Source organism: Arthrobacter sp. BF1, from assembly GCF_056680215.1.
In genome coordinates this window covers 1,293,621-1,317,211 of the sequence record NZ_CM155271.1, presented here as the reverse complement: position 1 = coordinate 1,317,211, position 23,591 = coordinate 1,293,621, and the positions used below count along the sequence as shown (strand labels likewise).

The following is a 23,591-nucleotide window of genomic DNA, read 5'->3' as shown; positions in this document are numbered from 1 at the left end:
AGGGCATTCCCATGGCGCTGCTTGATCGGTTTCCCCGTCATCTCTTCAGCCAGCGTGGGTGGGGGCTTTTGGCTGCAGGTGCTGTTTCGCTGGCGGCGGCGCAGATCATGGGACGCCGGGACCTCCTGAGCCTGAGTGTGCTGCTGATAGTCCTGCCTTTGGTTGCCCTTGCGGGCATTAGGCTCGTAAAGCCGCGCTTCCAGGTGTACCGGGAATTCCATCCCTCCCCGGTGGAGACCTCCGCGGCCACCACCGTCCGGCTTGCGGTGGCCCGGAGCGGTTCCGGAGGCGGACGGGCGATCATGGCGGAGAGGCTGCCCCCGCGCTTCGGCGAGTCCCCGGCCTTCCGCTTTCCTGCGCGGTCAGCCACCGGCGGGACCAGCAGGTATGAATACCACCTGCACTCCACCAAACGCGGGCAGTACCTGATTGGCCCCGTGACTGCCGAGTTCACGGATCCGTTCGGTCTGTCCCTGCACCGCCAGGCCATCGACGACGGCGACCTCCTCACCGTGACGCCCGCCGCCGTCGAGCTTCCCGTGACGGGCCTCGCGGGTGCCCGCGGCAACGACGGCATCACAGCCACCCGTATCCGCGCGAACCCCAGCGACGACGACGTGATGACCCGTGAATACCGCCCGGGCGATCCGATGCGGCGGGTCCACTGGGCAGCCACCGCCCGCCATGGCGAACTCATGGTGCGGCAGGAGGAATCCGTGACGACGCCGGAAGCCACCATCATCCTGGATCAGCGGTTTGGGGCGTTTTCGGGCGGCTCCGGCCCCGGTTTCGGGGGAACGCCTGACGTGGACGGCTATGAGATGGCGAGCAGCGGCACGTTTGAGTGGGCAGTCGTGGCAGCGATGTCCATCTGCACGCACCTGGCGGAGCGGAACTACGCCCTGCGCCTGCTGGATCCCCGTGGCGAGCCGGCTTTCCTCCGTTCCCCGTCCGCACCCGAGCCGGATGCAGAGGAGTTCTCGGGGACATCGGGCCTCCAGTCCATCGCCGAGAGCCTCGCCGCCATCCACCTGTCCGGACCGCACCACGGCGGGTGGGAACTGCACTCCGGCAGGGAAAAGCGCGCCGCGAGGGACCACGGCGGCCACGACTCAGGTCCCGACGTTTTTGACGACCACCTGATGGACAAGCTGTCAGCGCACCGGATGCGCGGGCCCATCATCGCGGTGCTGGGCAGGATCTCGCCGGCCGAAGCCAGGGCACTGGCGCCGGGTGCAGGTTACGGGGCGAATGCCTTCGCGATCATGGTGTCCGAGCGGCCCGCGGATTCCGAAGAAGCCCTGGAAACACTGCGCCGTGGCGGCTGGCGGGCCGTTGCCGTGCAGGCCAAGGTTGCCGTACCCGTGGCCTGGAGTTACTTTGACGAGGAAGGAGCGGCGCCGGCCACAGCGGCAGCCGACGTCCGCGCGGAGCGGAGGTGGGGCGGTGACGCTGGCACCGGAACAAAACGCCCCGCGTGAACCCCGGTCCCCAGGCGCAGGCGCGGGCACCACGGCGGGCAGCCCGGCACCGGCCCCCGCCCGGGCCCGGGTGGGGGCGTACCCGTGGGCCATGGCCGGTGCAGTCGCACTGTCCGTGGCCGGGGCAGCTTTGTCACTTAACGGCGTCCTGCGGGGGTGGGCCTGGTACCTGCCCGTCCTGACGACCGTAGTGGCGGTGTGCCTGACCCTTGCCGTGCTTCGCGCCTTGCGGACCCATCCGGTCCTGGTGGCGGCGGCCGGCTTCGCGTCCCTGATTGCGATCCTCACCCTGACTTTCTTCCGCAGCACCGGCATTGCAGGCTTCATCCCCTCCGGGGCGACCATGACCGAACTGGACAGGTTCGTTCGCCGCGCCAGCGAGACCGTACTTGCCGAAAGCGCCCCGGTGGCCCCGAACGCGGGGATCGTCATGGTTACCTGCGCCGTCCTGGGCCTGACCGTCATCCTCATTGACGCGCTGGCCGTCCCCCTCGGCATGCCGGCCACAACCGGCCTTGGCCTGCTTGCCATCATGGTGGTTCCTGCCATGGTGAAACCGCAGAGTGTAGGCGTATGGGGATTCGGCGCTGCGGCGGCCGGCTACCTGCTGATCCTGGCCTGCAGTCAATGGTTTTCCCCTGATTCCCGTACCTCGGCGGATAGCGGGCGGGCTCCCGGGCACCTCCGGCGGGCAGTGCTCACGGGCACCGTGGCCCTGGTGGCCACCCTGGCGGTTCCGCTGGCCATTCCGGGTTTCGATCACGGTACGTTCCCTCAGGGCTCCCGCCTGAACCCCTGGGGTGCCGGCACCGGCCTGAATCCCATGATCACCCTCGGCAACAGCCTGCGGGCCCCCGCCGGCTCGGGCCGGATCACCTACGCCACCAACGCGTCGGCGCCGCTGTACCTGCGCTCCGTCACGGTGGACAATTTCGACGGCGAAACCTGGGGACCCGACGACCGGGACGCAGAACGCCGGCCTGTTTCCGGGCAAATCCAGACCGGGTATGACATCACCGCCCCGCAGCAGCGGCAGGTCACCGTGGTGGACACTGGCACTTTTACCAGCCCCTACCTGCCGTTGCCTTATGCGCCGGAATCAATCCGCGGGCTCAACGGGTCCTGGACGTGGGACCCTGCCACCCTGGCCGTCAAGGGGGTCAACACCAACACGCGCGCCCAGCAATATATTGTGGCGTCCACTGTGCCGGAGCTCACCGCAGCCATGCTGCGGCAGTCCTCCCAGGACGTGCGCGGAATCCCGGCCGCATTCACCAGGATTCCCGGCGGCGTGCCGGACATAGTCCGCCGCACCGCCGATGCGGTGACCGGTTCAAGCGATAACGCGTACGCCAAGGCGATGGCCATTCAAAAATATCTGCGCTCGGGAGAGTTCACCTACTCCCTGCAGTCCCCCGTCCAGGGCGGCTACGACGGAAACGGGCTCTCCGTACTGGCCGATTTCCTCACCCAGAAGAGCGGCTACTGTATCCACTACTCCTCAGCCATGGCAGTGATGGCGCGGCTGGAGGGAATTCCCAGCCGTATCGCCGTGGGTTACGCGCCGGGCCGGGCTACGGGAGCCAGCGTCTCTGTTGCCGGGCTGGGGGCGCTCCCGGAGTACGAAGTGGATGCCCGCGACGCCCATGCCTGGCCGGAGCTCTACTTCCAGGGATTGGGCTGGGTGCCCTTCGAGCCCACCCCGTCACGCGGGGTAGTGCCTGGTTATGCCACTGAACCGGTCAGTCCCAGCTCCCCTGACCTCGTTGAAAACAACAATGACCTGCTGCCGAACGCACCATCCCCTGTTCCGACGCCGAGCGCCACGGCGGCGCCCCTTCCGGGCTCCGGTGGCAGCAACGACATCGGCCAGCTGCTCCTGCCGTGGCTGCCGGGCGTGGCCGGTGTCCTGGGGCTGCTGCTCCTCGTGGCGTCGCCACGGCTGGTCCGCATGGGAATCCGCTCCCGGCGGCTGCAGGGGCCAGAACCGGACAGAGGGGACGCCGTTCCGCTGGCTTGGGCTGAACTGCGCGACCTTGGCACCGACTACGGCCTGCCGCCGCAGTCAAGCGAAACGGCCCGGGCCTACTCTGCACGCCTCCGGCGTTCCGCACTGATCGGGGAGCCCGGCGGCATGGAGGACGCCGCTCACCAGGCCGTCCTCACGCTGACCGCCGACTTCGAACGCCGGAACTACGGCCGGCCGGGCAGCCCCGCATCCCCTGCGCAGGAGCCTGAACGGGTTGGGCCGCGCATCTCGGCGGTGCAGCAGTCGCTGCGGGTCAACGCCCCGCTCCCCCGGCGGTTGCGCGCCGACTGGCTCCCGGCATCGGTCCTGGGCCGCTGGGCCCGGCTCCTGGCAGTTCCCTTCCGCGGGATCAGCACGCTGACCCGCCGGGCGGCTGGAGCCGCAGCGCGCTTCTGGTCAAGGGCGCGCGGCGGCTTGTTCCGCCCGGGGCGCGGCTACTGACAAGGCCAGCGGCCCGTCCGGCCAGCGGCACTCCTCTGTTCAGCCTGCGTAAGGGTCAGCGATCCCGATGTACTGGGTGTACAGGTATTCCTCGATGCCTTCGAGGCCGCCTTCGCGTCCCAGCCCGGACTGCTTGACGCCGCCGAACGGCGCTGCGGCATTGGAGATGACGCCCGCGTTGAGGCCCAGCATGCCGGTCTCCAGGCGTTCGCCCATCCGGATCCCCCGGTTCAGGTCCCTCGTGAAGACATAGGCCACGAGCCCGTATTCGGTATTGTTCGCCAGCCGGACGGCCTCTTCTTCCGTGCCGAAGGTGATGATCGGTGCCACGGGCCCGAAAATCTCCTCAGACAGGATCCGGGTTCCTTCGGTGACGCCGGTCAGGATGGTGGGCTGATAGAAGTAACCCGGGCCATCAGCCGCGGCACCGCCCAGGACTGCTTTGGCGCCGGAGGCCAGGGCGTCGGTGACGAGTTCATGGACTTTGTCCCGGCTCTTGGCATCGATCAGCGGCCCCACCTTGGACTCGGGCTCGGTGCCACGGGCCGTGGTCATGTCGCGCATTTTCGCGGCGAACTTTTCGGCGAATTCGTCCGCGACCGATTCGTGCACGATAAAGCGGTTCGCTGCTGTGCAGGCCTCGCCCATGTTGCGCAGCTTGGCCAGCATGGCTCCGGCGACGGCGGCGTCCAGGTCCGCGTCCTCAAACACCACAAACGGGGCGTTCCCGCCGAGCTCCATGGAAGTCCGCAGCACGGTTTCGGAGGCGTCGGCCAGAAGGCGGCGGCCCACTTCGGTGGAGCCGGTGAAGGACAGTTTGCGCAGGCGCTGGTCTTTGATCAGCGGGCCGGTGGTGGCGCCTGCGGTGGACGTGGGAATGACATTCAGGACTCCGGCAGGCAGACCAGCTTCCAGCATGACGGCAGCGAACAGCTGGGACGTCAGCGGCGTCAGGTTTGCCGACTTCAGCACCATGGTGCAGCCAGCGGCCACCGCGGGGGCGATCTTGCGCGTGGCCATGGCCAGCGGGAAGTTCCACGGTGTGATCAGCAGGCACGGTCCCACCGGCTTCTTGGTGACCAGCAGCCGGGACTTGCCGTCAGGCGATACGGAGTAGCGCCCGAATGCGCGCACCGCTTCCTCGGAGAACCAGCGCAGGAACTCCGCCCCATAGGTGACTTCACCCCGGGCCTCCGCCAGCGGCTTGCCCATCTCCAACGTCATCAGCAGCGCGAAATCCTCGGCCCGCTCCGTCACCAGATCGAACGCCCGCCGCAGGATTTCGCCGCGCTCCCGCGCCGGCACCCTCGCCCAGGACTCCTGGGCGGCAGCGGCAGCATCCAGAGCCGCCATGCCATCCTCGGGGCCGGCGTCGGCGATGCTTACCAGCACCTTCCCGGTGGCGGGATCTTCGACGTCGAACGTTTTCCCCGAAGCGGCGGGCCGCCACTCACCGTTGATCAGCAGGCCGGTAGGAACAGAAGCCAGCAGCTCGCTCTCGCGGTCCGCAGTAACGGCTGGCTGTGCAGTGACGGTCACGGTGACTCCCTCGTCAGTAAAATGGTTTGAGCCTGCGGGGCCGTGGGTGGCCCGCCGTGTGGCTGATTCTTTTTCACAGTACTGCTCAGCGGGACCGAGGGTCTACGCCTGAATGCACCACTCGGCCGGCCCCAAGGTGTGCACCTGCACAACCGTGCGTCGGGTTGTTTGCGGCTGATTCACGCCTGTCCCGTGTCTGCCCGCCTGATGCCTCTCGGCCCCCGCAGTTCCGCCACTCAGCGCGCCGCCAGCACCGCTGAGTACAGCTCGCGCTTGCTGACACGCACGTCTTCAGCGACGGCGGCCACTGCCTCCTTAAGCCGGATGCCCTGGGCCATCAACTCGTTGACGGCTGCCACGTGGTCCTCGGGCGTACCCGGCGCCTGCTCGGGTGCACCGCCCAGCACAACTGCGATCTCGCCGCGGACCTCGTTGCTCTCCGCCCAGAGCAACAATTCCCCCACGGTGCCGCGGATAACTTCTTCATAGGTCTTGGTCAGTTCGCGGCAGACGGCAATCCGCCGCTCCGCGCCGAAGCGTTCCCGGAGCGCCCGCAGCATCGCCTCAAGCCGGTGCGGCGCCTCGAAAAAAACCATGGTCCGGCGCTCTGCGGCCAGGTCCGCAAGCCGCGACGCGCGCTCGCCCGCCTTCCGGGGCAGGAAGCCCTCGAAGCAGAAGCGGTCGGTGGGGAGGCCGGACAATGCCAAGGCCGTCAGCACGGCAGAAGGTCCCGGGACGGCGGTCACTGTCAGCCCGGCAGCCACCGCGCCTTCCACCAGGCGGAAGCCGGGGTCCGACACGGCCGGCATGCCGGCGTCAGTGACCATGACCAGCGTTTTTCCCGCACGGACCTGCTCCAACAGCTCAGCTGTCTTCGTGGCCTCGTTGTGCTCGTGGTAGCTGATAACCCGCCCGGCAACCGTAACGCCGAGGCTCTGGACAAGGCGGTGCAGGCGCCTGGTGTCCTCGGCCGCCACGATGTCCGCCGTGCCAAGCAGTTCGATCAGCCGGGCGGAGGCGTCGCCGGTGTTGCCGATCGGCGTGGCCGCCAGGACGATCCGGCCCGGCCCGGCAGCGGCAGGACCGGCAGCCACGTGAGAAGCGGCAACCTGGCCCGCCTCAGCTTCGGGCGAGGGATCGGAAAGGCTGGGATCGGCAGGGCTGGAATCGGCGAAGGTACTGGGGTTAGGGTCCACCCCACCAGCCTACTGCTGGCAGGGGAAGCAGGTGGTAAAAGGTAGCATGGGGCTCGTGACGCAGACCTCGATGCGGCCTGCGGAGGCCAGAGAAACCATTCCCCCAGCCGGCCGCCCGTGGATCGCGCGCCCGGCCGAGGCGTACTCTGCGGCAGCCCTCCGCGAGCGCCTCATTGGCGACATCCGCAGCTGGCGTGATTATCCGCCGTCGTTGCGTATCTGGGTTTGGCTGGTTCCTGCCCTGACAACCCTGATCGGCGGCATCCTCGGGTTTGTGCGGCTGGACAACCCGCACAGCCTGGTCTTCGACGAAACGTATTACGTCAAGGACGCCTACTCCTACCTGGTCAGCGGCTACGAGCGCAATTGGCCGGACAAGGCCAACGACTCCTTCAACGCCGGCAACCCTGCCATCCTGCTGAACAGTCCCGAATACGTGGTCCATCCTCCGGTGGGCAAGTGGATGATCGCCGGGGGCATGTGGCTGTTCGGATCGGATAATCCGTTTGGCTGGCGGTTCGGCGCGGCGTTGACGGGCACCCTGTCCATCCTGCTTCTGACGCTCATCGCCCTGAAACTGTTCCGATCCCTGCCACTGGCCGCGGCGGCCGGACTCCTGCTCGCCGTCGACGGCCACCACCTGGTGATGTCGCGGACATCGCTGCTGGACATCTTCCTGATGTTCTGGATCCTGGCCGCCTTCGGGGCCTTGCTGCTGGACCGCGACGACGGGCGGCGGCGCCTCGCTGCCCGGCTCGCACGGGTGGCAGCGGCGTCGACGACGGGCCTCCCGTCCGGTGGCCAGCTCTTGGCGGGCCCGTGGCTGGGTATCCGCTGGTGGCGGGTCGCTGCGGGCGTCTGCATGGGCCTCGCAATAGGAACTAAATGGTCTGGCCTGTTCTTCCTCGCCGGGTTCGGTATCCTCACTGTCCTGTGGGATCTGAATGCACGCCGGGTGGCAGGCATCCGTGGCTGGATCAGCGGAGGAATCATCAAGGACGGGCTGCCGGCCTTCGCCAGCATGGTTCCCGTGGCCGCCCTCGTTTACACGGCAACGTGGACCGGCTGGTTCCGTTCCGGGGATGCCTACTTCCGCCGCTGGGCCGAGGACAACCCGTCCGCCGAATGGGGCTGGGTACCGGACCCGCTCCGCTCGCTGGCGCATTACCATTTGGAAGCCTATAAGTTCCACCAGGGCCTGGGCTCGGAACACCCGTACGAGGCCAGCGCCTGGAGCTGGCTGGTCATGGGCCGGCCGACTTCGTTTTACTACCAGCAGCCGGGACCGGAGACCTTGGAGTGCGCTGCAGCCCGCTGCGCCTCGGCCATCCTCTCAGTCGGGAACCCCTTGATCTGGTGGAGTGCCGCGATCTCATTGGTGGTCCTTCTCTTCTGGTGGGCCGGACGCCGGGACTGGCGCGCAGGGGCTGTCCTTGCGGGCGTGGGCGCGGGGTATCTGCCGTGGTTCCTGTATCCGGAACGCACCATGTTCTTTTTCTACGCCGTCTCCTTTGAGCCGTTCCTGATACTCGCCCTCGTCTATTGCCTGGGCCTGGTCCTGGGCCGGGAAGGCGACCCGCTCTGGCGCCGGCGTTCCGGACTCTACCTGCTGGCGCTGTTCGTCGCCGCTGCGCTGCTGCTGTCCGCTTTCTTCTACCCCTTGTGGACCGCGGAGACCATTTCCTACGAGGAATGGCGTTTCAGAATGTGGATGCCATCCTGGATCTAAGGCAGGATTGCATCAGACCCTCGAAATAGCCGCGCGCCGCGGTACGGCTGCGGAACGGAGACGCCCCCGTGCGAGAAGCAAGCACCGAACTGCTCGTGGACCTGGACCCGGACAGTAATGTCACTGATCTTCTGCTCCAGCAGGAAGCTGCCAACACTGCCCACCCGCTGTACGCCCGAAAAGGCCCCAACGGCTGGACTGATGTACCCGCGCACAAGTTCCTGCAGGACGTCCGCGCCCTCGCGAAGGGTCTGATTGCCGGCGGCCTGGAGCCGGGAGACAGCGTGGCAGTGATGTCCGCAACCCGCTATGAGTGGACGCTGGTTGACTTCGCCGTCTGGTTCGCCGGCGGCGTGACCGTGCCCGTGTATGAGACCTCATCTGCCGGACAGGTGGAGTGGATTTTGCACGACGCCGGTGCCCGCCACGTGTTCGCCGAGGACCGCGGCAAAGTGGCTCTGATCGCCGGTGTGCTGGAAACCTCGACGGTCCTCCGGGACCGGCTGGTCAGTGTGGTCAGGATGGACTTCGACGGCGAAGCCCCGGACCTCGCCAGCCTCTCGGCCGCAGGCATGGGGGTCACGGATGCCGAACTGGAACGGCACCGCACCGCCGCCGGCCTGGCCGACGTCGCATCCTTGGTTTACACCTCGGGCACCACCGGCCGCCCCAAAGGCTGCGAGATCACCCACGGTAATTTTGCGCTCGTGGCCGTCAATGTGGTGGCTTTCCTGCCCGAGATCCTGAAGCAGCCACATGCGCGCACCCTGATGTTCCTGCCCTTGGCGCACGTGCTGGCCCGCGCTGTCCAGGTGGCCTGCCTCCATGCAGGCGCAACGCTGGGCCACGTTAACAATGCTGCAGCGTTGCTCGAGGGCCTGGGGACGTTCAGGCCGACTTTCCTCCTGGCCGTGCCCCGGATTTTCGAGAAGGTGCGCGCGGGCGCCGCGCATAAGGCGGCCATGGCAGGAAGGTCACGGATCTTCGGGGCCGCCTCTGCAGCGGCCATCCGCTATTCCACCGAGCAGGACAATGCCGCCCGCGGTCAAGGCAGCGGGCCGGGCTTCGCGCTGCGAGCGCGGCATGCCCTTTTTGACCGGCTCGTGTATGCCCGGATCCGCCACATCTTCGGCGGCCGGATGGGCCACATTGTCTCCGGGGCCAGCCCCCTCGCAGCCGACGACGCGCATTTCTTTCGCGGTGCGGGGATCCCGGTTCTGGAGGGCTACGGGCTGACCGAAACCACGGCGCCCTGTACCGCCAACACGATCAGCCGCACCAGGGTGGGCAGCGTGGGCATCCCGCTGCCGGGAACCACCATCCGTGTCGCAGAGGACGGCGAAGTGCTGGTCAAGGGCATCGGAGTCTTCAAGGGATACCACGCCAATCAAGCGGCCAACGCAGAGGCCTTTGTGGACGGGTTTTTCCGCACCGGGGACCTCGGCGAACTCGACCCCGAGGGTTTCCTGACCATCACCGGCCGTAAGAAGGACCTGCTGGTGACCGCCGGCGGGAAGAACGTTGCTCCCGGACCGCTCGAAGAGAAGATCCGAACGCACCAGCTGGTGGACCACGCAGTGGTGGTGGGCGACGGGAAACCCTACGTTGCGGCGCTCGTCAGCCTGGACCCCGCCGGCCTTGAAAACTGGTGCCAGGAAAACAGCGTGAACCTCTTGTCCCTGCCCGAAGCCGCCAGGGACGCCCGCATCCGGAGCGCGATCCAGACTGCCGTGGACCAGGCCAACACGCTGGTGTCCAAGGCTGAAGCCGTCCGCAGCTTCACGATCCTGCCGGCGACGCTAACGGAGGAATCCGGCCACCTGACGCCATCGCTGAAACTCAAGAGGGCCGCCGTCGTCAGTGATTTTGACGCGGAGATTAGCGGGCTGTACCGCAGTTAGGCCGGAACCTCAGCGGGTTCCTGGTCGTCTTTGAGCAGACCGCGACGGCGGCGCGTGGGCCAGGTGAGGATCAGCGTGACCACGGACGCCAGGAAGACAAGCCCGGCGATGACGATGCCCGCATCAATCCAGAACTGCCCGGGGAACAGACGGATCAGGGTGTCCTCAAGGGCGAAAGTCCAGGAACCGCTGGCGAAAAACAGCCGGTGGAACTCTGTGAAGAACTGCTGCCAGCCCAGCACGGCCAGCGCGGCGAGACCCAGGATGATTGCCAGGGAAACGATGGAGCCCGCGAACAGGCCCCGCCGTACTCCCCCGGCACTTCGGCGGCGCAGGTAGGCGATAGCCACGATACTGAGAACGATCAGGAGCGCCCCCGCGGCGAAGGACGAGAGGATGACCAGTTTTACGTCCGCCATGTGGCTGACTTCGCCGTCCTTGAACAGACTGCCGCCGCTGCGGTTCACCAGGTCTCCGAGGTACCGCGGCCCAGCCCAGTTGCTGAGGTAGTCGACGGCGTAGGAGCCGTAGGTCATCCTGTCATCGGTGCTGAAGCCGTACCCGTCGCCGGGAAAACCGGGCCTGTTGTACTCGACCCACAGGAACAGCGGGCTGGTCACTGCACGGACGGCGAGCACCAAAAGGATCACAGGGTAGAACAGGGCCAGAAGGACCTGCCAGATGCGCGGGGCCACCGGTTTTGCGTTGGCCGCGCTTTCCCGCTCCGCGTTGCGGCGCTCCACTTCCTCCTGGGGAGGGCGGACCTGGAGTGCCGAGGTGGGCAGCGGTTCACTGTAAGGGCTGGACTGGTGTCGTGCCGCGCCGGCGAGAGGTGTTTCCCTCCCGGCAGCCACGGCCGAGGACCCGGCAGCCAAGGCGGAGGACGCGCCGGCGGTACGCTCGCCAGCGCGACCGGCATCAGCGCGGTCTGCGTCAGCGCGGTCTGCGTCAGCGCGGTCTGCGTCAGCGCGTCGTGGGGAGGCTTCCTCCCCTGCAGGTTCGTCCCAGACGGGCTCGGCCGCTGCCGGCTCAACGGCAGCAGTTTCAGCGGCTGCGGGTTGAGCGTCAGCAGATCCGACGGCGGCCTCTGCGGCTTTGCGGTCGGCGCGGCTTTCGGGCTGTCCCGTCATCCAGGCGAATGCGGGCTCATCCGAGTCCGAAGAAGCATCAAGGTGCGGATCCGGCTGCGGCTCCGTGCGCTTGGCAGGGGTCGGCGAGTTGTCGTTCACAGCAGCGTCACTTCCGTTGGGGTCCGTGCCGCCCGGCTCTGGTCCGGGCAGCGCAGTGTGTCTGGTCTCGAGCCTAGCGGCCTAGTTGTCATACTGGGCCCAAGGGATGTTCCAGTCCCCATAGCCGTCATCCAAGGCGGCGTAGTCGCCTTCGGTGTTAATGATCTGCACAACATCGCCCGTGGTCATGTTGTCGAAGACCCAGGCCGCGCCGTCGGGGGCGAACCCGATGCAGCCGTGGGAAACGTTGGTGTTGCCGATGTAGGGGTAGGCGGACTCGAGCGCCTGGTGAATGTACGCCCCGCTGAGTGTCAGCCGGATGGAGTATTCCACATCCACTTCACCGTAGTACGCAGGGTCCCCCGGTTTGAGGCCGATGCTCGCGGCGCGGAAGTGGTCATGGCGGTTCTTCTCCATCAGCACGGCGTAGCCGCGGGCAGACGGGAAGCGTTTGTCGCCCATGCTGACCGGGAGGGTCTTGACCACCTGATCGTTGACGCTGAGGGTGAAGGTGTGTGCGGAGGCGTCGGCGATGGCAACTTTCTTGTCACCGAAGCGGATGTTCGCCTTCTTGTTGAAGTTGGCGATTTGGCCATTGCCGAGGTCCACTCCGAAGAGCTGCATGTCCATGGTGACGGTGGAGTTGGCGGCCCAGAAGGCTTCCGGGCGATACCGGACCATGGTGTCGCTGAACCAGTGGAAGGCCCCGGCCTGGCCGGCGCTGGAAGTGACCTTGATGGCCTTCTCCACAGCATCCCGGTTGACCACCGGCTCGCTGAAAACGACCTGAAGTGGCTGGCCAACGCCCACCTTCATGCCGTCCAGGGGGTAGATCGCGGCGTCGGCCTCGTGGGTGCTGGACACCGTATTGAAGGACTGCGTGGTGGTGGTTTCGCGTCCTGCTTCGTCGGTAACCACGTACGTGTAGCTGTATTCAGTGTTGAACTTCAGCGGTGCCGTGGCGGACCAGCTGCTGCCGTCGGTGGCGAAGGTGCCCGGGATTGCTTCGCCCGAGGTGCTGGTGAGCGTGACACTCTCGATCCTGCCGTTGCCCACCTTCACGGAGACCGGTGATGCCGGGTTGACTTGTTTGGCGGCCGCAGCAGGTGTGATGTCCACCTTGACCGGGGCCACCACAGGCGATGCCACGCCCGGTGCCGAACGGACTGCGGAAGCTGCTTCCGGCTCGAGTGCACCGCGGGTGAGGCCCGGAGCGACGGCGGCGAAGACACCGCCTGCAGCAGCAAGCACGCAGACGGCGGCCACGACAAAAACCTTCTTGATGGTCGACATGCGGCGTGGCTTTACTTCAGGCTCCATGCTTCGATCTTATTGGTTGAAGATAACAACCCCGGGCGCGGTCCGCGCCCGGGGAGTCACACCTCAGTAACGATAGTGCTCCGGCTTGTACGGCCCGGCGACGTCGAGGTCCAGGTACTCGGCCTGTTCCTTGGATAGTTCGGTGAGCTCAACGTCGAGCGCGTCCAGGTGGAGCCTGGCAACCTTTTCGTCGAGGATCTTGGGCAGGACGTAGACCTGCTTTTCGTATTCGCGTTCACCTTCGGCCTGGTCCCGCTTGGTCCACAGCTCGATCTGGGCGATGGTCTGGTTGGCGAAGGAGTTGCTCATCACGAAGGACGGGTGGCCGGTGGCGTTGCCGAGGTTGAGCAGGCGGCCCTCGGACAGGACGATGATGGAGCGCTCTTCCGCAGTCCCGGCGTCGAACACCCACTCATGCACCTGGGGCTTGATCTCGACCTTCTTGACGCCGGGGATCCTGGCCAGTCCGGCAATGTCGATCTCGTTGTCGAAGTGGCCGATGTTGCCCACGATCGCTTTGTCACGCATCCCGGCCATGTGCTCGGCCAAGATGACGTCCTTGTTGCCCGTGGTGGTGATGAAGATGTGGCCTTCACTCAGCACGGACTCAAGCTTGGCCACCTGGTAACCGTCCATGGCTGCCTGGAGCGCGCAAATGGGGTCGATCTCGGTAACGATCACGCGTGAGCCCTGACCGCGGAATGCCTCGGCCGCGCCCTTGCCGACGTCGCCGTAGCCGCACACGACGGCGACCTTGCCGCCCATCAGGACGTCCGTGGCGCGGTTGATGCCGTCGGGCAGGGAGTGCCGGATGCCGTACTTGTTGTCGAACTTGCTCTTGGTGACGGAGTCGTTGACGTTGATGGCCGGGAACAGCAGCTTGTCCTGCTCCGCGAGCTGGTAGAGGCGGTGCACGCCGGTGGTGGTTTCCTCGGTGACGCCGCGCAGGCGGGAACCGATCCGGGTCCACCGCTGGGTGTCCTCCTGGAGGGAGGCGCGGAGGACGTCCAGGAAGATCCGTCCTTCTTCGGACTCATCCTCGGCTGCGGCCGGCACAGCGCCGGCGGCTTCGAATTCAACACCCTTGTGGACCAGCATAGTGGCGTCGCCGCCGTCGTCCAGGATCATGTTGGGGCCGAGCTCCGGATCAGCGTCCGCGCCGGGCCAGGTGAGGATCTGCTGCGCAGTCCACCAGTATTCTTCGAGGGTTTCGCCCTTCCAGGCGAACACCGGGACACCCTGGGGGTCTTCAACTGTGCCGCTGCCGACCACAACGGCGGCCGCAGCTTCGTCCTGGGTGGAGAAAATGTTGCAGGAAGCCCAGCGGACCTCGGCGCCGAGCGCGGTGAGGGTCTCGATCAGGACAGCGGTCTGCACCGTCATGTGGAGCGAGCCGGCGATCCGCGCGCCCTTCAGTGGCTGGGTGGGGCCGAACTCCTTGCGAAGGGACATCAGCCCCGGCATCTCATGTTCGGCCAGCCGAATTTGATGGCGTCCGGCTTCGGCCAGCGAAATGTCGGCGACCTTGTAGTCAATTGTCATGGTATTCCTTTGCTCTGTCCGATAGCGGCGACGGCGTTGAAGCGTCTGCGTGCAGTTCGATTTGGGGTAAATGTCGCTTACAGGGAAATCGTTTTAGGGTGGAGTCCGTCTGCGGCGGTGACGGGCGTCCGGGCATCGCCAAGGCGGGAACGGCCGGTTTCTTCAGTCCGATGAGGGACTGGCTCTGCAGCGATGGCTCGCGTCGAACCGCCTCAGAGAGCGCTGCCTCAGATGGCGTTGCCGGACGTTTCGCTGCGTGCGGCCAAGCTGTTACTGGCTGGCGGGGAGGGAACGGAGTCGTGCTGGTCGGAGCCGGCAGCGGTGGCGGCCTGCAGCAGTTCGGGCGGCAGGAGGAGCGGGATGCCGTCCTGGATCGGATAGCGGAGCTTCACGCCCGACTCTCCCGCCGCCGTCGATACAAGCTCTTCGCCTTCCTGGACCAGCGGCGAGCCGGTCACGGGACAGCGCAGGACGGACAACAGCTCAGGACTGATCTTTGCCATGGTTGATGCTCCCGAAATGGCGCGCGTTCGCGCCGGTGGCTGACTGATTAGCAGGTTCAAGCCTACCGCCACATCAGCATGAGCCAGGTGTGCCACCGAGCAGGGTCGCGATCAGGACGGTTCGCGCAGGATACGCAGATGCCCCCGGCGGGTGCCTTCGGCTCCGGCCGGCGCTTCCAGCGCCGAATGCGTGGCACGCTGGGCCTGAGTTGTCTGCGGCTTGGGTGGCAGCGCCGCTGCCTCCCGGACCGCGTTGGCAAGGGCAAGGAGGTCATCCGGGCCCGGCTGCTGCGGGGTGGTGGGCATCGCCAAGCGAAGCACCTCCCAGCCACGTGGAACCGTCAGCGATCCGGCATGCTGCTCGCACAAATCGTAACAATGCGGCTCAGCGTAAGTAGCCAGCGGGCCAAGGACTGCGGTGGATTCCGCGTAGACGTACGTCAAAGTTGCCACCGCTGACTGACGGCAGGCAGATCTTGAACATTGACGGATAGCTCCCACGACATCACAGACTACTCTGTCCGACCGGACTTTCCGCGTATTTGCCGCCCCGGTCGCCGCGCCCCGGACCCTGCCCGCGGTTGGTGTCGCGTAAAACTGCGGCCGGGTTTACAGTCAATGTATGCAGTCATCGAACCATGATTCAGCTTTTTCGGTCCGTTTGGCTGACCCGGACGCCCGAAGCGGCGACGCGGCACCGGACGCACTGGGCAGAAGCTTCGCAATGCGCCGCAGGAACCGCCACGGCCGCGGCCTGCGAGGGGAACTGGTCCTGCCCACGCATCCCGGGTACCGGACGCGTTCCGACCGTTTTGATGACATGGTGCTTGACTCTGCCCAGCGGCTCCACGACATCTGGGGAAAGACGCTGGACGGCGTACGGTTTGCCGTAGACGAGATACCGCCGGACCTGGAGCAGCTGGTGGCCAACGCTGCGCCTCCGCCCATGGGTGCCTACACTCCCGCGACGGAGAAGGAGGGCCCGGTCATCACCCTGTACCGCCGCGTGGTGGAGCAGGGCTGCGGCAGCCGGGACGAACTCCAGGATCTGGTCCACGACGTCGTGGTGGAGCACACTGCCGAAATGCTCGGAGTGGCACCGGAGACTCTCGATCCGGTCTACCGCCGCCGGTACTAAGCAGCCGGCAGAACAGGCCCTAGTAGCCGAGGGCGACGGCCACCTTTTCCTGTCCCGACGCGGCCGGCATCAAGGCCAGGGTCGAGACGTCTTCCCGGCCTTCCAGCTGCAGCAGCAGGGCGCCGTAGGCGGCGTCGCCTGACGCGGACACCACATATGCCACTACGGCTGACTCCTCGACCTTTTCCGGAAGCTTGATGGAGGTGGTGGTTCCGCCGGCGACGTCGGCAGTCGCCGCCGGGCGGATCCGGCCGTCCGCTGTGATGGGCGCGTAGGAGATCGTGGCCCGGTTCTCCAGCACGCCGAAGACCAGACTGCGGTCACCACCCTGCGGCACCGGTACAACATGCTGGCTGCCCAGCCTGACGCCGGAGGCTGCCCAGGCAACATCCGATGCCTTTTCGCCGTTGACGCCGCGCGTAACGCGCGCCGAGGCCACGAATGACACGTCCGAGCTGGTGGATACCGTGTAGTGGCCAGCCGGGACACCGGCCAGCGAAATCTCGGTGACGGACCCTGCCTTCGCCGTGACCACGCCGCCGCCGGGCAGGGCTTTCTGACCGTCCCGGCCGAAGAGCTTGACCTCGACTACTGCGTCGGAGGGGCCGGGGACCGTGATGCTAAGGGCGGGGCCGGCGTCGCCGAAGCCGTCTTTTCCGGTGATTGCGGCAATCCCGCCGGCGTCCTGGATGTCCAGGCCAGTCATGACCTGGCGGGCGGCGGGGGCCGCCCCTGGCACGATGAAGTCCACGCCCCCTGGTGTCAGTCCCCGCAGCACACTCTGTTGAATGGCTGCCGCCACGGGACCGCCGGCGCTGCGGACATGGACGCTCAACTGCGGCTCACCGGGCGCCAGCCCGGCGAGGACGATTGAACGGGTGGTTCCGGGGGCGACCAGCAGACCCCGGCTGCCGGGAGCCTGGATCTGCCCCTTGCTGCCAAACAGCTCAAGGCTCACAGTGGCGGGGGTGCTCGAGGCGTTGCTCAGGACCAGGACGGACGTGCGGCCCACAGTGGTGCTGGCGCCGGCGAGCCAGAGGTCGTTGGCCGGCGGTGTGCAGTTGGCTGCCGCTGAACCTTGCAGGTCGCCGTCCGTGGCCGAATATTTCAGCACTCCGGCCGCTGACGGTTTCTGGCCTGCCATGGCCTCCGCGCCCAGCACGGTGGCGCCATTCACGCTGTGACCGTTGAGCACCCCGGCTTTCAGATCCTGGGGACCGGCCTCCTGAGCCGGCTGGCCGCCTCCCTTGGCTATTTCGACGGCGGGCGTTCCGTTGAGGGCAGATAGCTGGCTGGCGGGCAGGACACCACCGGGAGCGCTCAGCACGGCGCCGGTGACGACGCTTTTGGCCGTCGCGGACTCCGGGCTGAACTGGGGGTCGGTGCCCGCTTCAGTGCCTTCGAGCAGACGGGCCGGCCCCGGACATACCCCCACGCTTGCGCCGGCGGGAACCGACGCCAACGCGGCCGGGATGCCGCGGCTGCCAGCGGGCTGCGGGGCGAAGGAGGTGGCTGCGACGATCCCGCCGGCCGCTGCGACAATCGCCACCGCGGAAACCAGTCCAGCGAGCATTTCCCTGGACGGCGTCCGCCGGGCGGCAGGCCGGGCCGGTTCAGGGGCATTGGCCACCGCCGGCACGCCTGCAGTGGCATCCTGTTCCTGGACCGTGGCCGCCGTAGTGTTTCCGGCCGTCGGCGCGGAGCCTGGAGCGTCCTTATGCATTCTGGTGTTCCTTACGCAAAGATCCCTCGTCCCGTGACAGGCCCGTGTTGGGCCGCCGTGCGGGCATGGGTAGGGCGAGTATCACGGTGAGCGCGAAGACCGTGATCTGCGCGACTCCAGACCACAGGGCCCACGGGGCGTCATACCGGATGGTCAGCTGGCCTGCCGAGGGCGGCAGGGTGAAGGCCTGGGCGAAGCCTGACGTTGTGGACGTGAGTTTCCGCCCGTCGAACCAGGCGCTCCATCCCGGATCCGCCCGCTCGGCCAGCACAACAAGCCGGCCTTCCGGGCCCGCAGAGACGGCGGTGTCGACGTCGTCATATTTGGACGGCACCAGAGCCACGGTGGCTCCGGCAGGGTCCACGATCCGTACGCGGTGGGCGACGTCTGCGGGCTGCAGGGCAGGCTGGTTCAGCGGGGTGATCCGCCAAAGCCAGCCGACGTCCGTCTGGCCTACGGCAACGAGGCCCGGCACGGCGTCCATCCTGCTGGCGGTCAACTGGGCTGCCGTGTCCGCGGAGCGCAGCACCACGAACCCGGCGCCCAGGCGCTCCAGTGCAGGCCTGGGGTCCACTCCCTGCCCGGCCACCAGTGTGGCCACCACACTGCGGAGCGAGGCCGTAACATCGTCGTCGTCCCTGGTTGTCTCCTGGCCGGGTGCGCCCATGATGTTCCGTGCGGCGGCGATGGCCGAAAGGCTGTCCAAGGTGGTTCCTGCACCGCGCATCAGTGAGGCGTCATAGGTGCCGTTCTCGTGGGTGCTGATCAGCAGGGTGCGTGTCTGTTCCGGCCCGGTACCCCGGTCGATCGCCGTAGCGGGGAGCGTCCGCTCATTCCCTGCCTCTACGAGTCGCGGCGTGCCAAGGGCCGGTCCGGCCGGACCTTCGGCAGATTGCGCCGCCGCAGCGGGCCGCAGGATGTTTTGCGCCGACCACACGGCCATGCCGGCCAAGGGACCGGCGAGGAGGATCACCGTGGCGACGGCGATGGCAGAGCGAAGGGCAACGCTGCGCCTGACGTTCAGCGAGGCGGCACGGTCAGCGGCGTCCAGCAGGCGCTCGGCGCCGATGAGTGCCGCCGCAAGGAGTGTGAAGCCGGCGGCCGAAACAGCCGGGCCAGTGAACGGCGTGACCAACGTGTCGGCATTCGCGGCTGTGGCAACATGTCCCGCCAGCCAGCCCCCCGCCAGGATGATCAGGGCCGCCACCCACAGGGCGCGCGCCGTCCGGCTCCGTTTGCCGGGGAGAAAGAGAGCTGCCGCTCCAAGCACCAGGACCGGGACGGCCACCAGCAGCGCCAGGAAGAGTGCCCACGGGATAACCTCCCCGCTGAACCAGGCAAGGCCGTGCAGGCCACCGCCGGGTGCAAAGAGCAGTGGCTGGCCCAGAAGCTGCTGCCACAGCGGTGCCCCCTCGAATCCGAGCGGAACGCCCGGATCCGCCAGGAGCGCCCGCGGCCTGTCCAGGACGGAGAGTCCAAAGGGGAGAAAAAGTGCAGCGCTCGGCAGTAGCGCCCACCACACGGTGCGGCCGCGCCGGCCCAGCATCAGCCCGCACAGCACAATCAGCACCGTGGCCGGGATCAGCAGCGATGGTGCAGAGGCAGCAACCACGGCCAAGGCCAGGCCCGCGGCGGCTGCGGCAGTCCACGAGGGCATGCCGTTGATCCCGGGCCGTGAAGGCGGTTTTTCAGTGAACCGACGCTCGCCCGGGGAGGGCAGGGCAAACCGCCCATGGCCCACAGCGGACCCTGTGGCCCGCAACAGTGCCAAAACCAGTAGCGGGATCATGACGTGGGCAACCAACGCCCCCACCCGGCCTTGGTTGAGGGCCACCTGAAGGGCTGGCGCGGCAGCCCAGAAGAGCGCAGCCACAAAGCGGAAGCGACGCCGGATGGTCACCCCGCCGGAGGCAAACCACGCCGTCAGGCCGGACAGCGGAGCAGCGAGCAGCAGGAGCCAGGCCATGGCCGTATTGGCATCTCCACCGCCAAGAACACCGAGGATCCACAGCACGTAGTCAAAGGGGTCTCCCTTGCCGGGAAGACCAGCCCCCAGGCTGATCCACCAGCTTGAGGCGTGATGCCAGATTTCCCCCAAGGACGCCGACACCGGAATCAGTCCGCCGCCGGAAACAGCTTCGGCCCGGAACAAGCCGCTGAGCGCCATGAGGGAAGCGGCAGACGCGAGGATGATGGCAGCAAACGCGCCGGCCCCCACCCAGCCCCGTTCGGTGGTGGTCAGCGCTGCGAAGTCGTCTGAGGAGTCGCCTGTCGGCTGATCGGCCAGCGGATCATGCAGCAGGCCGTCCGCAGTGGACTTGTCTGCGCCCAAGGCTTCGATCAGGGAGCGGCGGTGGTTCCACACTTCACGGCGGGGAGTCTGCAGCTTCTTGATGACAGAACGCCGGATCCGGCGTGTACTGGCCGCCGTACGGCGCGACTTAGCCAGAGCAGTGGGCCGGGCCAAGGCCGCAAAGGTGGCTAGCAGCTGGGAGAATCCATGCCCCGGGTCCTTGACGGCAACGCTGAGCACGAGTTTGAAGATGCTGCCGAGCAGCGCGCCCACCGCGTGGACAGGCACTTTCCAGAGCGGCGCATGCTTAAGCCGCAGGTGGACCTGCGCTCTGCGGGCTGCTGAGGGGTTTCCTTGGGCGTGGGGCCGATGGGCCACATGGAACATCCGCGCCGTGGGCACCACCACGACACGGTGCCCGGCGAGACGGTTGCGCCAGCAGAAGTCCACGTCGTCGCCGGTTCCCGGCAGCGCGGGGTCAAAGCCCGACAGGTGTTCCCAGATGTCACGGCGCACCAGCATTCCGGCAGAATTCACCGCAAAGGTGTCCGAACGGCCGTTGTATTGGCCCTGGTCGAGTTCGTCGGCATCGATGAGGGTGAGGCGCTCGGCCCACCGGCTGGTGGACAGTCCGACGTCGATCAGGCGGCGTTCGCTGTGCCAGTCCAGTTGCTTGCAGCCGGCGACTGTGACTGAGGGTGCTCGTTCCACGGCACCCAAGAGCTCCGCAAGTGCCTCGGGCGCGGGGGCTGCATCGTCGTGGAGCAGCCAGATCCACTCTGTGGCGGCACGTTCGGACTGTCCTTCCCAGGGTGAGCGCGCGGCGAGCCCGGCGCGCACGGCGCCGCCCATCCCGCTCCTGCCGTGCGGAAAGCCGATGACATTCTCTGCGCCTAAGGCCCGTTCCAGGAGGATCGCGGAATCGTCGCGAGAGCCGGTATCCACTCCGATGACGGAATCGGCGGGCCGCGTCTGGTCCGCGAGGGCGGCCAGGGTCCTGGGGAGATAGGCACTGCCGTTGTGGGAGACCACAACGGCAGTGACATGTACTTCCTGAAGAATTAGACTGCTCGCTTCCTTAGCCGCCGGCGTTCACGCTCGGAAAGGCCACCCCAAATGCCAAACCGTTCGTCATTCGCCAGCGCGTATTCCAGGCACTGTGAGCGCACATTGCATGCGCCGCACACCTTCTTGGCGTCCCGCGTGGATCCGCCCTTTTCCGGAAAGAATGCTTCCGGGTCGGTCTGGGCGCACAGTGCGTCAGTCTGCCAGCCAAGTTCACCTTCGTCATCAAAGTCCTGCTGGAACGGCAATCCGATCCAGACCGGCTGGGTAGTCTCGGGGCCGGCAGTGCGCAGTTCCATGGGCGGATCCAGGTCGTCCTCGTCCTGGTCGTGCCCGCCGTCAAGGAGTGCTTCATGGGCCGCCAGGAACGCTGTGGCCTGGTCCTGGAGGGGGTCCTTGGTATTTCGGTTGTAGCGGTCCGCGGCGTCAGGATCAGCAGGGTCCACGTACCAGTCGCTCGGTACGCCCCGTGCGCGGTATTTAGCCGTTGCCTGGCCGGCGACGGCATCTTCATGGATACGCTCTGCTTGCCCCACGGCGACCCTCCTGAAAGTTTGCAACCACTGCATGGTTCCCATGGACACTCGGTTGAGTGCGGGTATTTATGCAGTCGCTTTCGATATCTAATTACACGTGTGTAACTAGCGGAGAGTCAAGCCGTCGATGGATAATAATCAACTTTCCCGGCGAAACGCCGTCACGCCACGCCCGGGAATTTTCCCAAGGATCGGCGCGCCGAGCGGCGAGCGGCCTCAGCATATCGCCGACAGCCCCCGATTGCCACGAATAACGGCCAAAAGTACAGGCGCCGCTGCAATAAGACAAATAACCTGACAAACAGGCTGTGAGGAACATCACATCAAAAAAAGCGGTTGCAGACCGCCGGTGCGGGTGGCGGGAGGCACTCCCCGGCCAAGGATGTGCCCGGGGCGTCCGTGGCAAGATGGTGCCATGAGCATCCCGGCGATCGAACTGATGACCAACCTGCGTTCCGGCCACGCCACATCACCCCGGCTCACCTGGTACGGGCCGGACTCCGAACGGGTGGAACTCTCCGGCCGCGTCCTGGATAACTGGGTCGCCAAGACCGGCAACCTGCTGCAGGACGAACTGGACGCCGAACCGGGGATGCGGCTGGGCCTTGACCTCCCTGCCCACTGGAAATCACTGATTTGGGCCCTGGCCGCCTGGCAACTCGGCATGGAGACAGTCCTCGATGGAGGCGAGGCTGACTTGCTCGTCACCGACAAGCCGGGAACCGAAGCAGGAAAGCACGACGCCGTTATCGCCGTCGCGCTGCCTGCGCTTGCCATGCGGTGGCCGGGAGAGTTGCCTGCCGGGGTTATCGACTATGCGGCCGAGGTGCGTTCCCATGGCGACGTTTTTATGGCCCACTCAGATCCGTCCGCGTCCGGCTGCGCCATCCTTGACCGCGAGGGGACACGCTACCTCCATGGCGACCTGCTGACCGGTTTCTCAGCCCCGCACGATGAAGGAGTGAGGCTCCTGGTCGCGGCTGGGGAGGGTTTGGAGGCAGCCCTGGCGAACTCCCTTGGCGCTTGGCACAACGGGGGTTCGGTGGTGCTGGCTCACCCCGATGTACAGCTGACAGACCAGCTTCTGGCTACGGAGCGCATCCAAGGAAGGTAGCGGGCCCGGGGCGCCGGCCCAGGTACCGCAGCTGCCCCAGTAAAGTGCAACTGCCCCAGCAGCTGCCGAAGAACCAGGGCTTACCTTCTAGGGCTGCCGGGCACTTCCGGTCGCGTCCGGATCAGGGACCTCCGAGCTGTGGGCGCTGGCCGCAGGTGTTTTCCCGCCCGGGACGGTTGCCGCAGCAGCCTTGTCGTGGTGGTGCCCCTCGATGATCTCGTGGTCGTGGGAGAACTCCGGCTCCTGGTCCAGTTCCTGGTTGAACACAAGGAACCGGTAGGCAAAGAACCGGACCACAGTAGCTACCAGGATTCCTACAACACCTGCGGCGAACAGCATGTTCTTGTCCGTCACGTTGAACGAATATTTGGCCAGGGCAGTGAACCCCGTTGAGATGCCGATGCCGACGCCGTTAATGAGGATAAACATCCCGAATTCGCGGAGCACGTTTGCCTGCCGCCGATGCCGGAACGTCCAGAGCCGGTTGGCGATCCAGGAAAAGACCGTGGCGATGCTGGCGCCGACAAAGCGTGCCTTGGCTTCGCTGTCCGTCATGGGACCGTGCATCAGGTAGTAGGTCAGGCCGTTGTCAATGACGAACGCCACACCGCCAACTGCTCCGAATTTGGCTACCTCGCGCCAAAACAGCGAGGCTAGTCCCCGGATACGATCTGCGAGTGAGTTAATCATGACCCTCCATGGCCGTCCGTTCTATGGGCCACACGGCCAGAGGTTTATTTTAGCCCCCAAAGCTGGGAACCAGCCTGCCAGCCTGGTCCGGCGGTGGCCGGGTTACCAGGTTTGGGGGCGTC

General features: G+C 66.6%; 17 protein-coding genes. 6 read left to right on the top strand and 11 right to left on the bottom strand.

Annotated elements, in window-relative coordinates:
- The first annotated feature begins 11 nt into the window (after nt 1–11).
- Nucleotides 12–1,481, top strand: coding sequence for a DUF58 domain-containing protein (locus AC1MCD_RS06290; protein ID WP_498676882.1), 1,470 nt, complete (start codon nt 12–14; stop codon nt 1,479–1,481).
- Nucleotides 1,447–3,951 (top strand): transglutaminase TgpA family protein, encoded by a 2,505-nt coding sequence (locus AC1MCD_RS06285; protein ID WP_498676881.1) that lies wholly within the window; start codon nt 1,447–1,449, stop codon nt 3,949–3,951. The genes AC1MCD_RS06290 and AC1MCD_RS06285 overlap by 35 nt, the downstream gene beginning before the upstream one ends.
- Before the next feature lie 39 nt (nt 3,952–3,990).
- On the opposite strand, the gene AC1MCD_RS06280 is transcribed toward AC1MCD_RS06285, so the two are convergent.
- Nucleotides 3,991–5,490, bottom strand: coding sequence for an NAD-dependent succinate-semialdehyde dehydrogenase (locus tag AC1MCD_RS06280; protein ID WP_498676879.1), 1,500 nt, complete (start codon nt 5,488–5,490; stop codon nt 3,991–3,993).
- 236 nt (nt 5,491–5,726) lie between these two features.
- The gene (gene rsmI, locus AC1MCD_RS06275; protein WP_498678209.1) at nt 5,727–6,584 is read right to left on the bottom strand and encodes a 16S rRNA (cytidine(1402)-2'-O)-methyltransferase; all 858 of its coding nucleotides are present in this window, start codon (nt 6,582–6,584) and stop codon (nt 5,727–5,729) included.
- A 148-nt stretch (nt 6,585–6,732) separates the two neighbouring features.
- Here rsmI and AC1MCD_RS06270 point away from each other — a divergent pair, with 148 nt between their 5' ends.
- Both AC1MCD_RS06270 and AC1MCD_RS06265 read left to right on the top strand, forming a co-directional pair.
- Entirely contained in the window at nt 6,733–8,415 is a 1,683-nt protein-coding gene (locus tag AC1MCD_RS06270; protein WP_498676877.1) for a dolichyl-phosphate-mannose--protein mannosyltransferase, read from the top strand.
- A gap of 68 nt (nt 8,416–8,483) precedes the next feature.
- Entirely contained in the window at nt 8,484–10,316 is a 1,833-nt protein-coding gene (locus AC1MCD_RS06265; RefSeq protein WP_498676876.1) for an AMP-dependent synthetase/ligase, read from the top strand.
- Here the strand turns inward: AC1MCD_RS06265 and AC1MCD_RS06260 are convergent.
- The 5 genes from AC1MCD_RS06260 to AC1MCD_RS06240 form a co-directional block, all read right to left on the bottom strand.
- On the bottom strand, nt 10,313–11,545 hold the full coding sequence (locus AC1MCD_RS06260) for a TIGR01906 family membrane protein (RefSeq protein WP_498676874.1): 1,233 nt from the start codon (nt 11,543–11,545) through the stop codon (nt 10,313–10,315). The genes AC1MCD_RS06265 and AC1MCD_RS06260 overlap by 4 nt on opposite strands.
- Before the next feature lie 81 nt (nt 11,546–11,626).
- On the bottom strand, nt 11,627–12,865 hold the full coding sequence (locus AC1MCD_RS06255; protein WP_498676873.1) for a L,D-transpeptidase: 1,239 nt from the start codon (nt 12,863–12,865) through the stop codon (nt 11,627–11,629).
- 63 nt (nt 12,866–12,928) lie between these two features.
- A complete protein-coding gene (ahcY, locus tag AC1MCD_RS06250; RefSeq protein WP_498676872.1) occupies nt 12,929–14,407 on the bottom strand; it encodes an adenosylhomocysteinase in 1,479 nt (492 codons plus the stop codon).
- 227 nt (nt 14,408–14,634) lie between these two features.
- Nucleotides 14,635–14,910: a Trm112 family protein gene (locus AC1MCD_RS06245; RefSeq protein ID WP_498676871.1), complete on the bottom strand. Its 276-nt coding sequence runs from the start codon at nt 14,908–14,910 to the stop codon at nt 14,635–14,637.
- Nucleotides 14,911–15,021: 111 nt separating this feature from the next.
- The gene (locus AC1MCD_RS06240; protein WP_498676870.1) at nt 15,022–15,411 is read right to left on the bottom strand and encodes a DUF3499 domain-containing protein; all 390 of its coding nucleotides are present in this window, start codon (nt 15,409–15,411) and stop codon (nt 15,022–15,024) included.
- 121 nt (nt 15,412–15,532) lie between these two features.
- Here AC1MCD_RS06240 and AC1MCD_RS06235 point away from each other — a divergent pair, with 121 nt between their 5' ends.
- A complete protein-coding gene (locus AC1MCD_RS06235) occupies nt 15,533–16,048 on the top strand; it encodes a metallopeptidase family protein (protein WP_498676869.1) in 516 nt (171 codons plus the stop codon).
- 19 nt (nt 16,049–16,067) lie between these two features.
- Here the strand turns inward: AC1MCD_RS06235 and AC1MCD_RS06230 are convergent, their stop codons facing one another.
- The 3 genes from AC1MCD_RS06230 to AC1MCD_RS06220 are packed head-to-tail and all read right to left on the bottom strand — an operon-like array spanning nt 16,068 to nt 21,665.
- Nucleotides 16,068–17,771 carry a DUF5719 family protein gene (locus tag AC1MCD_RS06230; protein WP_498676867.1) on the bottom strand — a complete coding sequence of 568 codons (1,704 nt, stop codon included), beginning with the start codon at nt 17,769–17,771 and terminating at the stop codon, nt 16,068–16,070.
- Complete coding sequence (locus AC1MCD_RS06225; RefSeq protein ID WP_498676865.1) at nt 17,764–21,096, bottom strand: glycosyltransferase family 2 protein; 3,333 nt, start codon at nt 21,094–21,096, stop codon at nt 17,764–17,766. The genes AC1MCD_RS06230 and AC1MCD_RS06225 overlap by 8 nt, the downstream gene beginning before the upstream one ends.
- Before the next feature lie 29 nt (nt 21,097–21,125).
- A complete protein-coding gene (locus tag AC1MCD_RS06220) occupies nt 21,126–21,665 on the bottom strand; it encodes a WhiB family transcriptional regulator (RefSeq protein WP_498676863.1) in 540 nt (179 codons plus the stop codon).
- Between the two features lie 415 nt (nt 21,666–22,080).
- Here AC1MCD_RS06220 and AC1MCD_RS06215 point away from each other — a divergent pair, with 415 nt between their 5' ends.
- Nucleotides 22,081–22,779 carry a TIGR03089 family protein gene (locus AC1MCD_RS06215; RefSeq protein ID WP_498676861.1) on the top strand — a complete coding sequence of 233 codons (699 nt, stop codon included), beginning with the start codon at nt 22,081–22,083 and terminating at the stop codon, nt 22,777–22,779.
- Between the two features lie 87 nt (nt 22,780–22,866).
- Here AC1MCD_RS06215 and AC1MCD_RS06210 read toward each other — a convergent pair whose 3' ends face one another.
- Entirely contained in the window at nt 22,867–23,469 is a 603-nt protein-coding gene (locus AC1MCD_RS06210; protein ID WP_498676859.1) for a GtrA family protein, read from the bottom strand.
- Nucleotides 23,470–23,591: the final 122 nt, after the last annotated feature.